Source organism: Sphingopyxis sp. CR5 (assembly GCF_059693785.1).
The window spans coordinates 158,221-175,797 of sequence record NZ_JCATIE010000010.1 but is presented as its reverse complement, the minus strand read 5'-3'; the positions used below and the strand labels follow the sequence as shown (position 1 = coordinate 175,797).

At 63.5% G+C, this 17,577-nt stretch carries 15 protein-coding genes and 1 pseudogene; 8 read left to right on the top strand and 8 right to left on the bottom strand.

Features of this window, described 5'->3' with window-relative positions; translation table 11 throughout:
* The first annotated feature begins 519 nt into the window (after window positions 1-519).
* From AC58D2_RS16195 to AC58D2_RS16180, 4 genes are read left to right on the top strand one after another with little or no spacing between them, the layout of a single operon-like run.
* Window positions 520-1,686, top strand: coding sequence for a TolC family protein (locus AC58D2_RS16195; protein WP_251566847.1), 1,167 nt, complete (start codon window positions 520-522; stop codon window positions 1,684-1,686).
* On the top strand, window positions 1,683-3,203 hold the full coding sequence (locus AC58D2_RS16190; RefSeq protein WP_215227875.1) for an efflux RND transporter periplasmic adaptor subunit: 1,521 nt from the start codon (window positions 1,683-1,685) through the stop codon (window positions 3,201-3,203). The genes AC58D2_RS16195 and AC58D2_RS16190 overlap by 4 nt, the downstream gene beginning before the upstream one ends.
* A complete protein-coding gene (locus tag AC58D2_RS16185; RefSeq protein WP_497392019.1) occupies window positions 3,200-6,367 on the top strand; it encodes an efflux RND transporter permease subunit in 3,168 nt (1,055 codons plus the stop codon). Before AC58D2_RS16190 ends, AC58D2_RS16185 begins: the two co-directional genes overlap by 4 nt.
* Entirely contained in the window at window positions 6,346-6,738 is a 393-nt protein-coding gene (locus AC58D2_RS16180) for a copper-binding protein (RefSeq protein WP_251566849.1), read from the top strand. The genes AC58D2_RS16185 and AC58D2_RS16180 overlap by 22 nt, the downstream gene beginning before the upstream one ends.
* 88 nt (window positions 6,739-6,826) lie before the next feature.
* Here the strand turns inward: AC58D2_RS16180 and copD are convergent, their stop codons facing one another.
* The 8 genes from copD to AC58D2_RS16140 all read right to left on the bottom strand — a co-directional run bounded on the left by copD (window position 6,827) and on the right by AC58D2_RS16140 (window position 13,033).
* Window positions 6,827-7,756 carry a copper homeostasis membrane protein CopD gene (copD, locus tag AC58D2_RS16175; protein WP_494227949.1) on the bottom strand — a complete coding sequence of 310 codons (930 nt, stop codon included), beginning with the start codon at window positions 7,754-7,756 and terminating at the stop codon, window positions 6,827-6,829.
* 1 nt (window position 7,757) lies between these two features.
* Entirely contained in the window at window positions 7,758-8,126 is a 369-nt protein-coding gene (gene copC / locus AC58D2_RS16170; RefSeq protein ID WP_251566852.1) for a copper homeostasis periplasmic binding protein CopC, read from the bottom strand.
* A gap of 104 nt (window positions 8,127-8,230) precedes the next feature.
* Window positions 8,231-8,746 carry a YybH family protein gene (locus AC58D2_RS16165; protein WP_215227878.1) on the bottom strand — a complete coding sequence of 172 codons (516 nt, stop codon included), beginning with the start codon at window positions 8,744-8,746 and terminating at the stop codon, window positions 8,231-8,233.
* Between the two features lie 19 nt (window positions 8,747-8,765).
* The gene (locus tag AC58D2_RS16160; protein WP_215227879.1) at window positions 8,766-9,830 is read right to left on the bottom strand and encodes a copper resistance protein B; all 1,065 of its coding nucleotides are present in this window, start codon (window positions 9,828-9,830) and stop codon (window positions 8,766-8,768) included.
* On the bottom strand, window positions 9,827-11,689 hold the full coding sequence (locus AC58D2_RS16155) for a copper resistance system multicopper oxidase (RefSeq protein ID WP_497392016.1): 1,863 nt from the start codon (window positions 11,687-11,689) through the stop codon (window positions 9,827-9,829). The genes AC58D2_RS16160 and AC58D2_RS16155 overlap by 4 nt, the downstream gene beginning before the upstream one ends.
* Window positions 11,690-11,744: 55 nt before the next feature.
* Window positions 11,745-12,305 carry an RNA polymerase sigma factor gene (locus tag AC58D2_RS16150; RefSeq protein ID WP_215227881.1) on the bottom strand — a complete coding sequence of 187 codons (561 nt, stop codon included), beginning with the start codon at window positions 12,303-12,305 and terminating at the stop codon, window positions 11,745-11,747.
* Window positions 12,306-12,311: 6 nt separating this feature from the next.
* Window positions 12,312-12,752 (bottom strand): periplasmic heavy metal sensor, encoded by a 441-nt coding sequence (locus tag AC58D2_RS16145; protein WP_215227882.1) that lies wholly within the window; start codon window positions 12,750-12,752, stop codon window positions 12,312-12,314.
* Window positions 12,749-13,033: a hypothetical protein gene (locus AC58D2_RS16140; RefSeq protein ID WP_215227883.1), complete on the bottom strand. Its 285-nt coding sequence runs from the start codon at window positions 13,031-13,033 to the stop codon at window positions 12,749-12,751. The genes AC58D2_RS16145 and AC58D2_RS16140 overlap by 4 nt, the downstream gene beginning before the upstream one ends.
* A gap of 145 nt (window positions 13,034-13,178) precedes the next feature.
* Between AC58D2_RS16140 and AC58D2_RS16135 the strand changes: the two genes are divergently transcribed.
* The 4 genes and pseudogenes from AC58D2_RS16135 (at window position 13,179) to AC58D2_RS16120 (ending at window position 17,564) form a co-directional block, all read left to right on the top strand.
* Window positions 13,179-13,835, top strand: coding sequence for a DUF2231 domain-containing protein (locus AC58D2_RS16135; protein ID WP_215227884.1), 657 nt, complete (start codon window positions 13,179-13,181; stop codon window positions 13,833-13,835).
* Window positions 13,836-14,283: 448 nt separating this feature from the next.
* Complete coding sequence (locus AC58D2_RS16130; protein WP_447953487.1) at window positions 14,284-14,760, top strand: DUF411 domain-containing protein; 477 nt, start codon at window positions 14,284-14,286, stop codon at window positions 14,758-14,760.
* Between the two features lie 95 nt (window positions 14,761-14,855).
* Window positions 14,856-17,151, top strand: a pseudogene (locus AC58D2_RS16125) (heavy metal translocating P-type ATPase).
* Complete coding sequence (locus AC58D2_RS16120) at window positions 17,148-17,564, top strand: ion channel (protein ID WP_494227733.1); 417 nt, start codon at window positions 17,148-17,150, stop codon at window positions 17,562-17,564. Before AC58D2_RS16125 ends, AC58D2_RS16120 begins: the two are co-directional and overlap by 4 nt.
* Window positions 17,565-17,577 lie beyond the last annotated feature (13 nt).

Sequence of the window (17,577 nt, the reverse complement as noted above, 5' to 3'; positions counted from 1 at the left end):
GCCTTGCGCTTTTCGTGCAGAGCGCCGCGCAAGCTGCTGCACCTCCGCCGCTGGAGACGACCCAGTCCGTCGATTGCTCGGAGATGGACGACGGCATGGCGGAAAGCATGGCGACTGAGCGGTCGTCCGACAAGAAGCCCTGCGATCGCATGACGCTCGGCTGTCTTTTGGCCATGGGCTGCATCGCGCCGATGGCGATCCCCGATGCTGCGTCAGGGGGAGCTACTGTGCTCCTACTCCAGCATGCCCCCCACATTGCGGGCACTTCGGCAGGGCTCCACAGCAGACCTCTCCCGCCGGGATCGCCGCCTCCACAAGCTGACCGCATCGTCTAGTTTCCCGCAAACGGCGCACAGCAGCCGTAGGTGAGGTTACGATGCGCCCGCGTCGCCTTTTGCGAGGCGCGGCGGCATCATCGGCTTGGCATCAGATTACGTGCGAGGTTATACCATGGTTTGGCGAAGTGGCTGCGCGTCAGCGGCACTCATAGTTTTTGTCCAGGCGGCGCAGGCACGGCCGGTGGGCTATGAAGAGGCCTTGCGCGCGGCCCGCGTCGAACAGCCCGTCCTGCAGGCGCGTGAACTCGAGGTGGAAGCCCTGCGGAGCACGGCGGAGGCGGCGGACGAACTGCCCGATCCGAGGCTACGAGCGGGCATCGTCAATCTGCCGGTCACCGGCCCGGCGGCCTTCGATCTCGACCGGCAGCTTCCGACCCAAGTCCAAGTGGGTGTCGAGCAAGAGATTCCCAATCTAGCCAAGCGACGCGCGAGGGCCGGGCTCGCGGGATCGGATATCCGCTTGGCCGAAGCGCGCCTCGGCGTTGTTGGCCGGGACGTCGAAGTCGCCGCTGGCCGCGCGTGGATATCTCTGGCTTATGCGCAGCAGCGACTGGCGCTGGCCGTCGAAGCCCAGGATGAATTACGCAAGCTGGTGCCGGTTGCTCACAGCGCAGTCGCATCGGGTTCGGCGCGACCTGCGGAAAGTCTCGAGATCCGCCGGGCACTGCTCGAGATAGACGATGCCCGGACGCGAATCGAAGCCGATCGGGAAACGGCCCAGGCGCGGCTGACGCGATATATCGCTCGGGACGAGCCCGTTGCGCAAGGTGCGGCGCCGCCCGTCGATGTCGATCTGATCGAGCTGCGCAGGACTTTGGAGAGCAACCCCGGGATCATTCTGGCGGACACCGCCGAGCAACGAGCCCGGGCAGCCATCGATCTTGCCCGGGCGGAAAAGAGGCCCGACTTCGGCGTCAATGTGAGCTTCGGCCGGCGAAACCCCGATTTCGGGAGTGTCGTCTCGGTTATGGGTTCGGTGACCTTGCCGATCTTTGCCGGTCGGCGGCAGGAGCCGCGCATCGCTGCGGCCGAAGCGCAGGCGGCAGCGGCGCTCGCTGAGCGAGCAGACGCACTGCGCGCACTCGAAGCCCAGTTCGAGGCCGACCTCGCGTCCTGGCGCAGCGCTGCACGGCAGTGGCAGCGCGCGCGCGAGGAGCTGTTGCCCCTGGCCCGCGACAGGGCGGACCTGGAAATCGCGAGTTTTGCCGCTGGCCGTGCCGAACTGATCGACGTGATCGAGGCCAAGACCGCGCTGGCGTTGCTCGAACTGGAAATTCTCGAACGCGAAGAGGCGACGGTCGAAGCCGCCGCCAAACTGCGACTTACCTACCAGGAGCATATGCAATGAAAGCCGCCTGGCAAAGACTGACCCCGCGCCAGAAGTCCTACACGCTCGCGGCCGGGATAGTGCTCGTAAGCCTCGGAGCCGGCTATGGCCTCGCCCAGCTTGGCGATAGCTCCCCCGGCAATTCGGGCGGAGCTGCAGCGGAGGCAGGCTGCGAGGAGGTGCTCTACTGGTACGATCCGATGGTGCCCGACCAGCGCTTCGACGAGCCCGGCAAGTCTCCCTTCATGGATATGCAGCTGGTGCCCAAATGCGCCGGCGGGGATGGGGCGAGCGCCGGCGGAGTCAGCATCGATCCGGCGCTCGTGCAGAACTTCGGCATCCGCACAGCCGCGGCGGAGATCGGCGTGCTCGAGCCCGAGACCAATGTCACCGGCACGCTTGCTTACAATGCGCGCGAGGTTTCGATCGTGCAACCGCGGGCGAGCGGCTTCGTGCAGCGCACCTATGGCCTGGCACCCGATGACATCGTCCGGCAGGGAACGCCGCTGGTCGATCTGCTGATCCCCGAGTGGGGCGGTGCCCAGCGCGAGTACCTCGCCGTGGCCGCGACAGGTGACGAAGCGCTGACCCGCGCGGCGCGGGAGAGGATGCGGCTGCTCGGCATGCCAGAGGGCGTGATTTCATCTGTCGCGCGCAGCGGCAGTCCGCGATCGACGATCACCATCACCGCACCGTCCTCCGGCGCTGTCACGAACCTGAGCGTCAGGCCGGGAATGAGCGTGTCCACGGGCCAGACGCTGGCCGAGATCACCGGGCTCAACCCGATCTGGCTGGAGGCGGCCGTCCCGGAAATCCTTGCCGGCGACGTGAGGGTCGGACAGCCCGTAAGCGCAACCCTGACGGCCTTCCCGGGCGAGCGCTTCGCTGGCCGGATCACCGCGATCCTGCCCAGCGCGCAGGCCGACAGCCGCACGCTGACCGTGCGAGCCGAAATGCGTAATCCCAATCTCAGGCTGCGGCCCGGCATGTTTGCGCAAGTTTCGCTTTCGCCCGCCCGGCGCGAGGCGGTGCTGATCCCGTCCGAAGCGGTGATCCGTACAGGCGAACGCACGATCGTGATGCTGGCTCAGGAACAGGGCGGCTATCGCCCCGCCGAGGTGCGGATAGGGCGCGAGGCAAACGGGCGGACCGAGGTCCTGGCCGGGCTCGCACCTGGCGAGGAAGTGATCACTTCGGGCCAGTTCCTGCTTGATTCCGAAGCCAGCCTCGCGGGCCTTGATATCCGCGGGATCGATGAGGCGCCTGCGCGCGCCAGTGGCGGCAACGAAAAGCAGCAGCGGCAGCAGCCCGATAGCTATAGCGCCAGCGGAACGATCGAGGAAATCTCCGCACGCAGCATCACCTTGCGCCATGGTCCGGTCGCCGCGCTGGACTGGCCGGCGATGACGATGACGTTCGCGACCGCGGGACCCGCCCAACTGCGCGGCTTCAAGCGCGGCGACAAGGTCAGCTTCCGCTTCGTACAGAGCGACAAGGGTCCGCGCCTTACCGCCATCAGGCAGGCGAGCGGCCAATGATCGCTCGCATCATCGAAGGCTCGATCGCCAATCGTATGTTCATCGTATTGGCTTCGATCGCCATCGCGCTCGCGGGGTTCTGGGCCGTGCGAACAACGCCTGTGGATGCCCTGCCAGACTTATCAGACGTTCAGGTGGTTATCCGTTCAAATTACCCCGGGCAAGCGCCGCGGCTGGTCGAGGATCAGGTGACCTATCCCCTGGCCACAACGATGCTATCGGTTCCCGGCGCGAAGACGGTGCGCGGCTATTCGTTTTTCGGCGACAGCTATGTCTACGTGATCTTCGAGGACGGGACCGATCTGTACTGGGCGCGTTCGCGCGTGCTCGAATATCTCAATCAGGTGCAGGGCCGGCTGCCGGAAGGCGTGTCGAGTTCTCTCGGCCCCGACGCCACAGGTGTCGGCTGGATCTACGAATACGCGCTCGTCGACCGAACCGGGGGCAACGATCTGGCGGGTCTACGAAGTCTGCAGGACTGGTTCCTGCGTTACGAGCTCAAGACCATCCCCGGCATAGCCGAGGTCGCCAGCATCGGCGGGATGGTCAAGCAGTACCAGGTCGTGCTCCAGCCTTATCGAATGGCGTCGCTCGGCGTGACGCATGCCGACGTCGTGCAGGCGATCCGGGCGTCCAATCAGGAAGCCGGTGGCTCGATCGTCGAGATGGGCGAGGCCGAGTACATGGTGCGCTCGTCTGGCTATCTCGGCAGCCTCGACGACTTCAGGGCCATCCCGTTGCGCGTGGCGGGAGGCGGAGTCCCAGTCACATTGGGTGATGTAGCGACGATCCAGATCGGTCCCGAACTCCGGCGCGGGATAGCGGAGCTCAACGGCCAGGGCGAAGTCGCGGGCGGCGTCGTCATTCTCCGACAGGGAGCCGACGCACGCTCCGCGATTACGGCGGTCGAGGCGAAGCTCGAGCAGCTCAAGCAGAGCCTTCCCGAAGGCGTCGAGATCGTCACGACCTACGATCGTTCGCAGCTGATCGACGCCTCGATCGAGAACCTCACTCACAAGCTCGCCGAGGAGTTCATCGTCGTCGCGGTAATTTGCGCCTTGTTCCTGTGGCATGTGCGGTCTGCGCTCGTCGCGATCGTGACCTTGCCGCTTGGCGTGCTCGCCGCCTTTGTGGTCATGCGCTTCCAAGGAGTGAACGCCAACATCATGTCATTGGGCGGTATCGCCATCGCGATCGGCGCGATGGTCGATGCGGCGATTGTCATGATCGAGAACGCGCACAAGCATATCGAGCGCTGGACGCACGAGAACCCCGGCGGCGTGCTCGCCGGCAGGGAGCGTTGGGGCGTCATCGGCGATGCAGCCAAGGAAGTGGGGCCGGCGCTGTTCTACAGCTTGCTGATCATTACCTTGTCCTTCATCCCGGTGTTCACACTGCAGGCGCAGGAAGGGCGGCTGTTCGCGCCGCTTGCGTTCACTAAGACCTATGCGATGGCGGGCGCGGCGATTCTGTCGATCACATTGGTCCCTGTGTTGATGGGCTGGATGATCCGCGGCAAGATTCCGCCCGAGGACAAGAATATCCTGAACCGGGGGCTGACCCGCGCCTATCGGCCCGGTCTCGACTGGGTGATGCGCCGTCCAAAGGCGACGCTGGTCATTGCCGCGCTGGTCTTCGCGACGACGCTGGTTCCCTTTACCCGGCTCGGTGGCGAGTTTCTCCCGCCGCTAGACGAGGGCGATCTGCTCTACATGCCGAGCGCGCTGCCCGGTCTTTCGCCCGGCCAGGCCTCCGCGCTTCTCCAGCGGACCGACCGGCTGATCAAGACGGTGCCCGAAGTCGACACGGTGTTCGGCAAGGCGGGCCGCGCCGATACCGCGACCGATCCGGCGCCGCTGACGATGTTCGAGACTACGATCCAGTTCAAGCCGCGTGAAGAATGGCGCGAACGGATGACGCCCGATAAGCTGGTCGAGGAGCTGGATCGCGTAGTGCAGGTGCCGGGCCTCGCCAATGTCTGGGTGCCGCCGATCCGCAACCGGATCGACATGCTGGCGACCGGGATCAAGAGCCCGATCGGGGTCAAGGTCTCCGGTGAAGACCTGAGCGATATCGATCAGGTGGCTCAGGCCGTCGAACAGGTGGCCAAGGAAATACCTGGCGTGAGTTCTGCGCTCGCCGAGCGATTGTCGGGTGGCCGGTACGTCGATGTCGAAATAGACCGCCTCGCCGCGGCGCGATACGGCCTCAACATCGACGACGTGCAGATGATCGTCTCGGGCGCAATCGGAGGCGCCAATGTCGCGCGCACGGTCGAAGGGCTTGCCCGGTATCCGATCAACGTTCGCTACCCGCGCGAAATTCGCGATAGCGTCGGCGAACTCAGGGCGCTTCCGCTCCTGACGCCGGCGGGCCAGCAGATCACCTTAGGCAGCGTCGCCCAGATCGGCGTCAGCAGCGGGCCACCTATGCTCAAGAGCGAGCAGGGACGTCCGACAAGCTACATCTACGTCGATGTGCGCGGGCGCGACCTGACCTCGGTGGTGAGCGATCTGCAGGAGAAGATCGGCGCGGAAGTCGATCTGCCCGCAGGCGTGAGCATCGCCTACGCCGGGCAGTTCGAATATCTCACGCGTGCGGTCGAGCGGATGAAGATCGTGATACCGGCCACGCTCGCGATCATCTTCCTGCTGCTCTACCTGATCTTCCGCCGTTTCGACGAGGCGCTTCTGATCATGGGCACATTGCCTTTCGCGCTGACCGGCGGCTTCTGGCTGCTCTACCTCCTCGGCTACAACCAGTCGGTCGCGACCGCAGTGGGCTTCATCGCGCTCGCCGGGGTCTCGGCGGAGTTCGGGGTGGTCATGCTTATCTACCTAAAAGGTGCGCTGCAGGAGCAGCCGGCGGACCCTTCCGCCGATCAGGTCGATCAGGCGATCCGCGAAGGCGCGCTGCTGCGCGTGCGGCCCAAGGCCATGACCGTCGCGGTCATCCTTGCCGGCCTGTTTCCGATTCTGATCGGCACCGGCGCTGGCTCGGAAGTGATGAGCCGCATCGCCGCTCCGATGATCGGCGGCATGATAACCGCACCCCTGCTGTCGATGTTCGTGCTTCCCGCCGCCTATCTGTTGATGCGGCGTCCCCGGAGCAAGCGGTCCACACCATCCGAAGGAGAAGAAGAATGCGTATTACAACCTTCATGACGTTGCTGGCCGCGCCGCTGGCGCTCGCCGCGTGCGATAATGGCAACGACAGCGTGGAAACCGCCGACCAGCCAATGGCGGATAACCAGATGGCGGATGATCAGATGGCCATGGGCGGCGAGGACATGCCAATGATGCAATCCGGCGAAGGCGAGCAGATGGGCAGCGGCGAAGGGACCGTCACGGCGGTGGATGCCGAGAAGATCACCATCAATCATGGACCGATCCCCGAAGTTAACTGGCCTGCAATGACTATGTCCTTCACCGCTGATGAAGCATTGCGCCAGACTGTGGCCGAGGGTGATGCCGTTACATTCGAATTCCGCAAAACCGATAGCGGCGGTGAAATCACCTCCATCGTGAAGAAGTAGCCCTTGAAGACCCGAGCGGCGGCCTTGTCCGCCGTTCGGGCCTTCATCCTGCCTAGGAGATGAATAACCCCGTTAAGATCGCCAGCTGCTACATGGCGGCAGGAGGCTCCATCGTACCGAACCACGCGACCAGGAAGAGCACCGCTATCCCGAGCACCATCTCCAGCGCAATGCTACGGCGAAGCGAAGATATCATCTGGCGAGTCAGTTCTTCATCGCACAAGGCGTCGCCAAGTGCGGGCGTCAGCCGGAAGCGGTTGGCGGTGGCGAGCCCAATCATAACACCAAAGAAGACGATCTTCACAATCAGTAGCTGGCCGTAGCGCGTGGTCCACAGGCCGGGGATATTGTCGGGTCCGACCAATACCCAGCTATTGATGAGACCGGTCAGCAGCAGGATCGCAACCATTGCCGAGCCGATGCCGGAAAACCCGTGCAAGGCCGCATAAACCTCCTGACCGTCATCTTCGCTTCGCGGACAAGCGAGGAGAAGCTGTAGGAATCCGAAAAGCGCACCGATCCAGACTGCTGCCGCGGTGACGTGAAGAATATCGCTGGCCAAATGGACGGAAGCGAGAGGGCCCTCGCTGGCTGCCGCGTGACCCAGCCAAGCCAGACTCACCGTGGCCACTGTGCCAAGGGCAGCTATGGCCATCCAGCTGACGCGGCCAACCGGCAAGATTATGAGCAGCGCCAGCGCTATGATTGCCGCCGCCGCTCGGACCAGCGCCGCCTTGCCGAGATCCATTCCAAACCCGACTGCGCGCAGAGCGTCCGCATCGAGTCCGCCGGCAAGCGAGCCGGCAAAGAGGCTGGACTGGGCCACAACAGCCGAGAGGCTCGCCACCGCGAGGACAGCAGCGGTGACAATCAGCAGAAGGCGTCGCGATCTCGTCAGCATACCCGTCCAGGGAGCCGCGGGACCACCGGAATAAAGGAAAAAGAGCGATGCTCCCATCAGAAGCATCGCTCCGAGATATTGCAAGAGCCTGAGGCCGACGACCACCGGCTCGATCATGTCAGCCGACCTTGAAGCTCAGCTCGCCATTCATCTTGTGGCCATCGGCAGTCGCCGCGCTCCACACGATCTTGTAGCTACCCTTAGGCAGCGCCCGTGCAGGAGTGCCGACGATCGTCTTGCCGTCCTGTGCAACCGACGTCTTAACCGGAACCGCCATTCGATGTTCGGGCATCGTCACCTCGAACTTCGAGAAGGCCGGCACGAGTTCTTCGTTGAAAGTCAGCGAAATGACCTTCGGCGCCGCCGACACAGTGGCGCGGTCGGCGGGGTTGGACGACGTGAGCTTGGCGTGCGCAAAAGCGGGGCCGGCGATCAAGAGCGATGCAGCGCCAATGGCGCCGAGAATGGCAGAAGAAACCTTTTTCATGAATATCTCCGTTGGCAAGGATTGTCTATTGAACAATACCGGGCGTGAAGCAGGGCTTAATCCGAGACCTTCTTCCAAACCTCCGGATCGCGGCAGATTTTTTGTCAGTTCCGCGGTGCACGCGAGGAAGAGTGATACTGAACAATCTTCCATCCTCCAGCATCGTGCACTAACACCGATGTCGCGACTCCTTCGCGCTCGACCACCCGCCCGTCGGCGAGTTCGATCCGGTAGGTGTATGTCTCGCGGCCGTAAGCCATGTGCCCCATTCTGGCGACCGCCACGGTCGGCTCGCCAAAAGTGAAGCTGGTGATCGCATCGAGCTCGGGGCCCAAGTGGTGCTCCATGTAGTTGCTGAAGGTGCCCTCAGCCTTTCCGTTCTCGAAGATCGCCGAATCCTGGATGAACAAGGCCGCCATAGCCTGCGCATCGCGCGCGGTCAGAGCCGTCCGATAGGCAACCAGCACGGCTTCGGCGCCGGAAACATCTTCGTCCATTGTAGCTGAGTGGTCCGCGTCGGACATGGCATGAGCCGAATGGTCCATAGTTTGCGCAAGGGTGGGCGCCGCCAGCATGGCAAAGCCGAGCGTCATCGAGGCTGCGAGAATGTGCTTCGTCATCGATTATTCCTTTGGGAGCTCAGAACCAGAATCGGATCCCGACAACGTAATTGGTGACACTGGGATCTTCGCCTGCTGCGCGGGCGAAATCGGCACTGTTCCCGATCTTCCATTCCTGCTCGATCCCTACATAGGGTGCGAATTCGCGCGCGAATTCATAGCGCAGGCGTAGACCTATTTCGAGCGTATCGAGACCGGCTCCGATGCCCAGCTCAGGAATGTCCTGCGCCGCCAGGTTTACTTCGGCCCTAGGCTGCAGGATCAGGCGCTGGGTGATGCGTTGATCGATTTCGCCTTCAAGGCGTGCGGTGAGATCTCCCTGATCGGAGAGGAACGCCGCCGCATCGACTTCGAAGCGATAAGGCACCAGTCCCTGAATACCCACAACCCCGTAGGTCCGATCGCGCGGTGCAAAATCCTGACGCAAGCCGGTCTGCAGATAGAACCACGGGCTTATTGCCCGGCTGTAGAGCGCTTGGACCTCAGCGCTTTCAATTTTCTCGCCAAAGCTCCCTTCACCCTCGGATTTGAACCAGAACTTGTTGATGTCGCCACCATAGTAGCCCTGGACGTCCCACAGATATCCATTTTTGTCCTCGCGAACCTGGTACTCCGCGCGGTCTGCCAGGAACCAGAGGAACGTTTGCCCGCCCTGTTCGCGGCGCAGCGCCTCGCGGGACCCGCGCATGGCCTCCGCGCCCCAAATGTCATCGGCCGCACGCGGCGGTCCCGATCCGGCATCCGCCGGCGGAGGACCCTCGGGGATCGGCATCGCCATCGCGCCCATATTCATCTGGGAATGATCCATTTCGCCCATGTCCATCTGCGAATGGTCCATGGGCATCACCGGGTCCGCAGTCGTCGCAGCGCCTTGTTCCATCGTTCCATGATCCATCGCACCTTCGGCGGGCGCAGGGTCAACGGCGGGCTTTGCCGGGGATGTGGCTGGCTTCTGCGCCGGCGCAGGCGTGGGTTCGGGGGTTGGCGTCGGCGTGGGCGCCGGCGTCGGCATTGTGTGACCGGCATGCTGCGCCATCGCGGGCGTCGCAACGCCTAGCATGAGGAGTGCGAACAGCGTCTTCATTCGCTTTCTCCCACGCGCTTGAGATCGGGCGCGCCATCTCGCGCTGCCACCGTGACAATCTGAAACATCCCAGCGTGCATGTGATAGAGCAGGTGGCAGTGGAACGCCCAGTCGCCAGGCTCGTCAGCGGTCAGGTCGAACATGGCGCTCCCGCCGGGCTGGACGATCACGGTGTGCTTCTGCGGCTGTCGGTCGGGCGGCGCACCGTTGACCAGTTCGAAGAAGTGCCCGTGGAGATGGATCGGGTGCGCCATCATGCTGTTGTTAACGAGCTTCACCCGCACCCGCTCGTTGTAGGCGAAGCGTATCGGCTCTTCGCTGACCGAGGAGAACTTCTTCCCATCGAACGACCACATGAACCGCTCCATGTTGCCAGTCAGGTGGATCTCCATCTGCCGCGATGGGGTACGCAGATCGTCATTGGGCGCAAGCGCGACGAGATCCTTGTAGGTGAGCACCTTGTGCCGCAGCCCGTCGAGCCCAATGCCCGGGTCGCCCATCCGGTCGACGGGATTCATCGCCACCATGTCGAGCCCCGGCCCCACCTTAACGTCGGGCGGGAGTTTGGAGGTATCGCGCATGTTCATGCCGCCCATGTCCATGCCGCCCATCGGCTCGGGCGCGGTGGTCATGGCTGGATTTGCTCCACCTCCCATCGTTCCATGTCCCATGGCGGAATGATCCATCCCCTCCATGGCGCCGCCGCTACCTGCCATGCCGGCCATGCCTCCTGCGCCATGGTCCATCCCGCTCATCCCCATGTCGGCCATGGTTAGCAGCGGCGGGTCGCGCAGCGCCGGGACCGCTGCACGCGCGCCGGGACGGCTGGCGAGCGTGGCCACCGCCATGCCGGATCTATCCATCGATTCGGCGACGATGGTCATCGCCTCGCCGGTTGGCTCGACGACGAAGTCGTAGGTTTCGGCGGTGCCGATCTGGAACTCCTCAACCGGCACCGGGCGCACGTTCTGGCCATCGGCCGCCACAATATGCATCCGCGCGCCCGGGATGCGGACGTTGAAGAAGCTCATCGCGCTGCCGTTGATCACCCGGATGCGCACCCGCTCGCCGGGGTTGAACAGGAACTCCATCCCCTCTTTTGGACCGTGTCCATTGGCAAGGTAGGTGTATGTCGAACCGGTCACGTCAAGGATGTCGGTCGGCATCATGCGCATCTTCGCCCACATCCGCCGGTCAGCGCCGCTCAGCGGATAGTCGTCGGTCCAGGTCGTCTTCTGGTAATTGAAGTAGCCTTCGCCCTTCTTGAGCTTGTCCATGATCGCATGCGGCATCATCGAGGTGAACTCGCTCAGCAGCAGCACATAATCGCGGTCGGCCTGCACCGGGTCGGTTCCGGCCGGATCGATCACGATCGGCCCATAGTGCCCCGCCTGCTCCTGGAGGTCCGAGTGACTGTGCCACCAATATGTGCCGCTCTGGCGGATGGCGGGGAGATCGTAGGTGAAAGTCTGTCCGGGCTTGATACCTGGAAAGCTGACCCCCGGAACCCCGTCGAACTGGAACGGTACCAGCAGGCCGTGCCAGTGGATCGAGCTGTCGGCATCAAGCGTGTTGGTGACGTTGATCCGGACCGGCTCGCCTTCGCGCAGGCGCACAAGCGGTCCGGGCACGCTGCCGTTGACCGCTATTCCGTGACCGCGGCGGCCCTGCACGAGGCGCGGCCCTTCACCGATGGTCAGGTCGATGCTGGCGCCGGACACTTCGTCGAACCCTTGCCGGATAAGGCCTCCGTTTAGATCAGCGCCCCGCGCCCAGGCCGGGGTCAGCGCTGTCAGTCCGATGACGCTGGCAGCACCCGCGCCCGCGCCCAGAAAACCTCGTCGATTGATCGTCTGCATTGGATGTCCCAAAAGCCCGTGATAATTCGGGTTACGCACTAGGCCGCTTGTCCCCTCATTCAAAATCAAGTTTTTTTCTGAGTGTGCGGCGCGCACGATAGACAAGCGCCTCGGCCGCCTTCTCGGTAATCCCTAGAAACGCGGCCGCTTCGGCGTGGCTTCGTCCGTCTATCGCCACGAGGACCAGCGCTTCGCGAAGTCTCACCGGCAGCCTGTCGATCTCGGCGAACGTCTGGAGAAGCGCCTGCCTGTCCGAGGCCTCGGTTTCAGGCGAGGGTGCCGAATCGGGTGCGAGTTCGGGCTCCTGCGCACCTCCAAAGCCTAGAAATTGCGCGGCCTTTCGCCGGCGCAACCGATCGCGACACTTGTTCAAAGTCATGGTGGTAAGCAGCGGGAGTACGGGGCGCCCCGGATCGAACTGCGCGCGGGAAATCCACGCCGAGGCAAGTGCGTTCTGGACAGCGTCTTCGGCCTCACCATGTGCGCCGAGCATTCGCACGGAAGTCGCAAGCAGCCGCGGAAGATGGGGTTTCACCAGCTGGGTGAACGCAAGACGGTCCCCGGCGACAACCTTAGAGACCAGTTCCTGCTCATCGGTTTTGCCATGCCCCGGCACCCGGCATCATTCCGGCGGCGAACCGGTCAGCGACCGGGCAACCTGCCGGTCGAATTCGCGCTGCTGGTTCTCGTCCAGGATCTCGCGCATCCCAAAAACATGGCGCACCGTCGACTTCTGCAGCTCGCCCAGGCTGATATGAACCTGGTCAATAGCGGCGCTGACCTCTGGGCCGTATTCATGCTCGCGATCCATGGCAGCAGCCAACCCTGCATTCGCACGGCGTACGGCCAGCTCGAGCTGTGCGTTCTCGATCGCGTAGCGTTCTTCCAGGCGGTCCAGTCGATCGTCCTGATCCGCCGTCAGCTCGAGCTGTTCGTGAACGAAATCGTGAAGACCGCTCGGCCCGGGCGATGCAAACCACCGGTCGGCTGCCAGCGCGCCGAGAATCCCGGCCAGAGCAGCCAGCAGAATGGCGGCAAGGATCTGATATCTGGAGAATCTCATGGTGCGGCGTGGAGCAGTGCGGAAGGCGACAGCCGGGCGTCGTTGCTCAGCAAATAGGTCGGGCTCTGAGCATAGACCGGTGCCTGGACCGTACCGGCTCCCGCACCGAGCCCGACTGCGAACAGGCCTGCGAAAAGCGCTGCACGGAATGTCCTTTCCCGCCGGGCGTTCATCTCACCCACGCGTTCCCAGACTTTCTCCATGAAATCGTCGGGCATGCACGGCGGGACTTCGTGAGCAAGGGCTTCCAGGATTGAATCCAGCTGATGTTTGACGGGCATCTCGCGATCCTTCGCTAACTGTCTGCCTCAATACATACGCGTGGCTTGCGCTCTCCCCTCACCAAATTTTTTGAGGGGAGGCCGCTTGGCATGCGTAGGTGGCTGTACAGGCATTGTTAACGCGCCGTGAAAGGACACCGCCGATATGAAACCAGTCCATCTTCTGACGCTCCTTTGTGCGGCAATGCTGTCCGTCAGCCCGGCTCAAGCGCATGGTGATGAAGATCATGGCAATGCAGCGAGCACCCCGGCGGCCTCCGCACCCAAGCAAGACAATCATGATGTGATGGAAGCGCAGCCCGCGTCGGGGCAAGCTGAAGAGGGCCATGGCGCTGCCGGTCACGACGAGGCCGCGGGAGGGCACGACGAAGCCGGCGAAGGCGGTTTCGTCGCCGTACTCAAGAAGCTACACCCCGCAACGATACACTTTCCGATCGCCCTGTTTCTGATGGCGGCGTTGACCGAGCTGTTCGTCATCGCGCGACGCGGCGCTGGTCTCGAACCCGCGGTTCGGGTCATGATCTATGGCGGCGCGGCCGGCGCCGTGGTCGCAGCTCTCTTCGGGTGGATCCACACCGGCATCTGGTTCGGCGGTGACACCGTGATGCAGGTCCATCGCTGGAACGGGACTCTGCTTGCCGCACTCGGCCTGGTACTTGCCGTGCTCGCGAGCGGCCAACGGGACAGCCGGGCGCCGCTGCGTGTTCTGCTGTTCACCATGGCGATTCTGCTTCTAGGCCAAGGCTTCCTCGGCGGGGAACTCGCCCATGGGCCCGATCACCTTGGACTCTCCTGGATTTGAAGGAACGTAATATGCGAAGCTTAAAACGGTACAGATTGCCCGGGCTGGTTATGACCGGCGCGGCACTTCTTGGGTTGTCGGCGTGTGATCGCCAGCCTTCCGCTATTCCGGAAGGTGAAGCGGTACCCGCCGACAGCTCTACACCCACGACCGAGGTAGCTCGACCGGTCCCCGCCCCCGCTCTGACAGCGAATGATCGGTCGAACACGACCCAGGCCGACACTTCACCGGATCAGGCCAGTAATCGCGTTTCACCGACACGCGCGGGGGACGACCCCGCCTCAGTCAAGCCGGCAGCCAAGCCAGCGGCTGCGTCTTCGAGCCCGAAGCCTGTATTGAAGCCCACGGCCAGCCCCACGGCACAGCCGGAAATGGTCGATCCGCATGCAGGACACGACATGCAGCCCATGCCCGACCACGACATGAGCGACATGTGAAAGGAGTGAAGATGACAACCAAAGATCTGCATCAGCCCGTTCGCCGATTTCGCGCAGGATTCTCCGCGTTGTCCCTGACGATCCTTGCGGCATGTACCAGCGCCGCGCAGGCCGCGCCCTATGTGATGTTCCGCGATCCGCAATGCGGATGCTGCGAGGAGTGGGCCAAGCACGTGCGCGGTGGGCTCGATCATGACGTTACGGTTCGCGAGGATCGGCCGATGACCGAGGTAAAAGATCAAGCCGGCGTGCCCGACGCTTTGCGCTCGTGCCACACGATGGAAATTGAGGGCTATGTGATTGAAGGGCATGTGCCCGCCCGCGAGATTGCCCGATTACTTAGGGAGCGGCCGGAGGGCGTGCGCGGCCTGGCCGTCGCCGGAATGCCGCTCGGGTCCCCCGGCATGGAAGCCGGCGGGAGAACGCAGCCCTATCAAGTCGTTTCCTTCGGATCTGGCAGCGAAACGGTTTACGCTACCTATCCCTGACAAGCCGCAAGGAGATCAGAATGAACCGGACGAACGACAGGCACCAACAGAGCGAGTCGGCCACGCCGGGCACCGCCATCGATCCGGTTTGTGGCATGACGGTCCAAATCGAAGGCGCCAAGCACAGTGCCGATCATGAGGGTGCACGGCACTATTTCTGCTCTTCACGCTGCCACGACAAGTTTCTCTCCGATCCCGAGCTCTATCTCTCGGGAGCCCACCTGAATGCCGTGGAGGATGTGCCGGAAGGGACGATCTACACCTGTCCGATGCATCCCGAGATTCGTCAGCCGGGCCCAGGGAGCTGCCCTATCTGCGGCATGGCGCTCGAGACTGACGGTCAGCCTCGACGAGGGTCCCGATCCCGAACTCGTCGATATGCGCCGCCGCTTCTGGTGGAGCACGCTCTTTACAGTTCCCCTGGCCGCTTACGCAATGGGCGATCTGATCCCGGGGATAAGTTTCGAACGCCTGATCGAACCGGCCTGGGCACAGTGGGCCCAGTTGCTGCTGGCGGCGCCGGTGGTCCTTTGGGGTGGCTGGCCCTTCTTCGTGCGGGCGATCCAGTCGGTCAGAACCCGCAATCTGAACATGTTCACGCTGATCGGGTTCGGCGTGGCGATCGCCTATTTCTTCAGCGTCGTGGCCACGGTCGCGCCGGATATTTTCCCTGCGGCGTTTCGCGATCAATCCGGGCGCGTCGGGGTCTATTTCGAGGCGGCGGCGGTTATTACCACGCTCGTGCTGCTCGGCCAGGTGCTCGAACTCAAGGCGCGGGGTTCGACCTCCAGCGCCCTACGAGCGCTGCTCGAGCTCGCCCCCCCTAGCGCAGTCAAGATTTTCGGATCGGGCGACGAGCGCGAGGTGCCGCTCGACGAGCTGGCGACCGGCGACCGCTTGCGTGTGCGGCCGGGTGACAAGGTTCCGGTCGACGGCGAGATCGAAGAGGGCTCGAGCGCCATCGACGAATCGATGATCAGCGGCGAACCGCTGCCGGTCGCCAAGAAGGCCGGTGACACGGTCATAGGCGGCACGGTGAACCAGACCGGCGGCTTCATTATGCAGGCGACCAATGTGGGCAAGGACACGATGCTGTCCAAGATCGTCCAGATGGTCGCCGAGGCGCAGCGCAGCCGCGCGCCGATCCAGCGGCTGGTGGACCAGGTGACAGCGTGGTTCGTGCCCGCGGTCGTCGTCATAGCAATCGTCAGCTTTGTCGTCTGGACGATCTGGGGACCAGCGCCCGCGCTCGCCTATGCACTGGTCAATGCCATCGCGGTGTTGATCATCGCATGCCCCTGCGCGTTGGGGCTTGCTACGCCCATGTCGATCATGACCGGCACCGGCAAGGGCGCGCAGCATGGCATCCTGATCCGCAATGCTGAAGCGCTCGAGACGCTCGAGAAGATCGACACTCTCGTGGTCGACAAGACTGGCACGCTGACGATGGGCAAGCCCGATCTGGTTGCGGTGACGACTGCGGAAGATATCGAGGAGGCCGGGTTTCTCGCCGCCGTCGCAGGTGTCGAGATGGGCAGCGAGCATCCGCTCGCACACGCCATCGTCGAAGGCGCGCGGGCGCGCGGGGTGTCGCCTGTCGAGGCCACGGACCTCGCCTCCACGACGGGCGAAGGTGTCGAGGCGATGGTGCATGAGCGCCGCGTCGCCATCGGCAACGAGAAGATGATGCGGCGCGTGGGAATCGATGACGAGACTTGGCTCGCTTCGGCGGAAAGCGGCCGCAAACAGGGCCAGACGGTAATGTTCGTTGCGGTCGATGGTCGCCCCGCCGGACTGATCGCCGTCGCCGATCCGATCAAGCCGACCAGCGCCGCGGCCATCGCGGCGCTGCACGCGCGCAAAATACGCGTGGTTATGCTGACCGGTGACAGCCGGGCTACTGCCGAGGCGGTCGCGCGCGAGATGGGCATCGACGAGGTTCACGCCAATGTCTCGCCCGAGGACAAGCATCGCGAGATCAAACGGTTGAAATCTGAAGGCCGCCGTGTCGCCATGGCGGGCGACGGCATCAACGACGCGCCCGCGCTAGCTGCCGCCGATGTCGGCATTGCGATGGGCACCGGTACCGATGTCGCGATTGAAAGCGCCGGGGTGACTCTGGTTCGGGGAGATCTGACGGGAGTCGTTCAGGCCATCGTGTTGTCGCGCGCCACGATGCGCAACATCCGCCAGAACCTGTTCTTCGCCTTCGCCTACAACACGCTCGGGATTCCCGTGGCGGCGGGCGTGCTGTTCCCGGTTTTTGGGATACTGCTCAATCCCATGATCGCGGCCGCGGCAATGAGCCTCTCGTCGGTGTCCGTGATAGCAAACGCGCTCCGCTTGCGCGGGCTTCGCCTCCCCACGCTGGCGAGCGGCATGGCGAAATGATCACCGCGCTTCTCATCGGCGTTGTGTTGTTCATTCTGGGTCTTTCGCTCCACCTGGGGATGCTTCGTCTGGCCAAGCGGGTCTCGCCCCCCGGGCGAGCTCCACGCGGACCCCGCCTGGTCGGCGGCTCGCTGATAGTCCTTGTCAGCCATTTGGCTGTGGCTGCCTTGTTTGCGCTCGGCTTTGCCTTCGCCGCCAGTCTCGGGCTGGGGGGGGTCGCCAAGGAACCGTCGATGACTTGGATGGATTACTATTACTTCTCGCTGATCACGGTCACCACCGTCGGTTTGGGAGACATTTATCCTACGCAGCATTTGCGGGTGATCACCGGAATTGCATCGCTCACCGGTTTTCTCCTGATCAGCTGCTCCGCCCAGTACGTCTATCAAACCATGAGCAAACAGGAGGAATGAATGGCCGAAAATC

Excerpts from the sequence above, each read along its gene's own strand:
- AC58D2_RS16190 (WP_215227875.1), top strand. The coding sequence starts at position 1,683 with ATGAAAGCCGCCTGGCAAAGACTGACCCCGCGCCAGAAGTCCTACACG.
- AC58D2_RS16185 (WP_497392019.1), top strand. The coding sequence starts at position 3,200 with ATGATCGCTCGCATCATCGAAGGCTCGATCGCCAATCGTATGTTCATC.
- AC58D2_RS16180 (WP_251566849.1), top strand. The coding sequence starts at position 6,346 with ATGCGTATTACAACCTTCATGACGTTGCTGGCCGCGCCGCTGGCGCTC.
- copD (WP_494227949.1), bottom strand. The coding sequence starts at position 7,756 with ATGATCGAGCCGGTGGTCGTCGGCCTCAGGCTCTTGCAATATCTCGGA.
- copC (WP_251566852.1), bottom strand. The coding sequence starts at position 8,126 with ATGAAAAAGGTTTCTTCTGCCATTCTCGGCGCCATTGGCGCTGCATCG.
- AC58D2_RS16165 (WP_215227878.1), bottom strand. The coding sequence starts at position 8,746 with ATGACGAAGCACATTCTCGCAGCCTCGATGACGCTCGGCTTTGCCATG.
- AC58D2_RS16160 (WP_215227879.1), bottom strand. The coding sequence starts at position 9,830 with ATGAAGACGCTGTTCGCACTCCTCATGCTAGGCGTTGCGACGCCCGCG.
- AC58D2_RS16155 (WP_497392016.1), bottom strand. The coding sequence starts at position 11,689 with ATGCAGACGATCAATCGACGAGGTTTTCTGGGCGCGGGCGCGGGTGCT.
- AC58D2_RS16145 (WP_215227882.1), bottom strand. The coding sequence starts at position 12,752 with ATGAGATTCTCCAGATATCAGATCCTTGCCGCCATTCTGCTGGCTGCT.
- AC58D2_RS16140 (WP_215227883.1), bottom strand. The coding sequence starts at position 13,033 with ATGCCCGTCAAACATCAGCTGGATTCAATCCTGGAAGCCCTTGCTCAC.
- AC58D2_RS16135 (WP_215227884.1), top strand. The coding sequence starts at position 13,179 with ATGAAACCAGTCCATCTTCTGACGCTCCTTTGTGCGGCAATGCTGTCC.
- AC58D2_RS16130 (WP_447953487.1), top strand. The coding sequence starts at position 14,284 with ATGACAACCAAAGATCTGCATCAGCCCGTTCGCCGATTTCGCGCAGGA.
- AC58D2_RS16120 (WP_494227733.1), top strand. The coding sequence starts at position 17,148 with ATGATCACCGCGCTTCTCATCGGCGTTGTGTTGTTCATTCTGGGTCTT.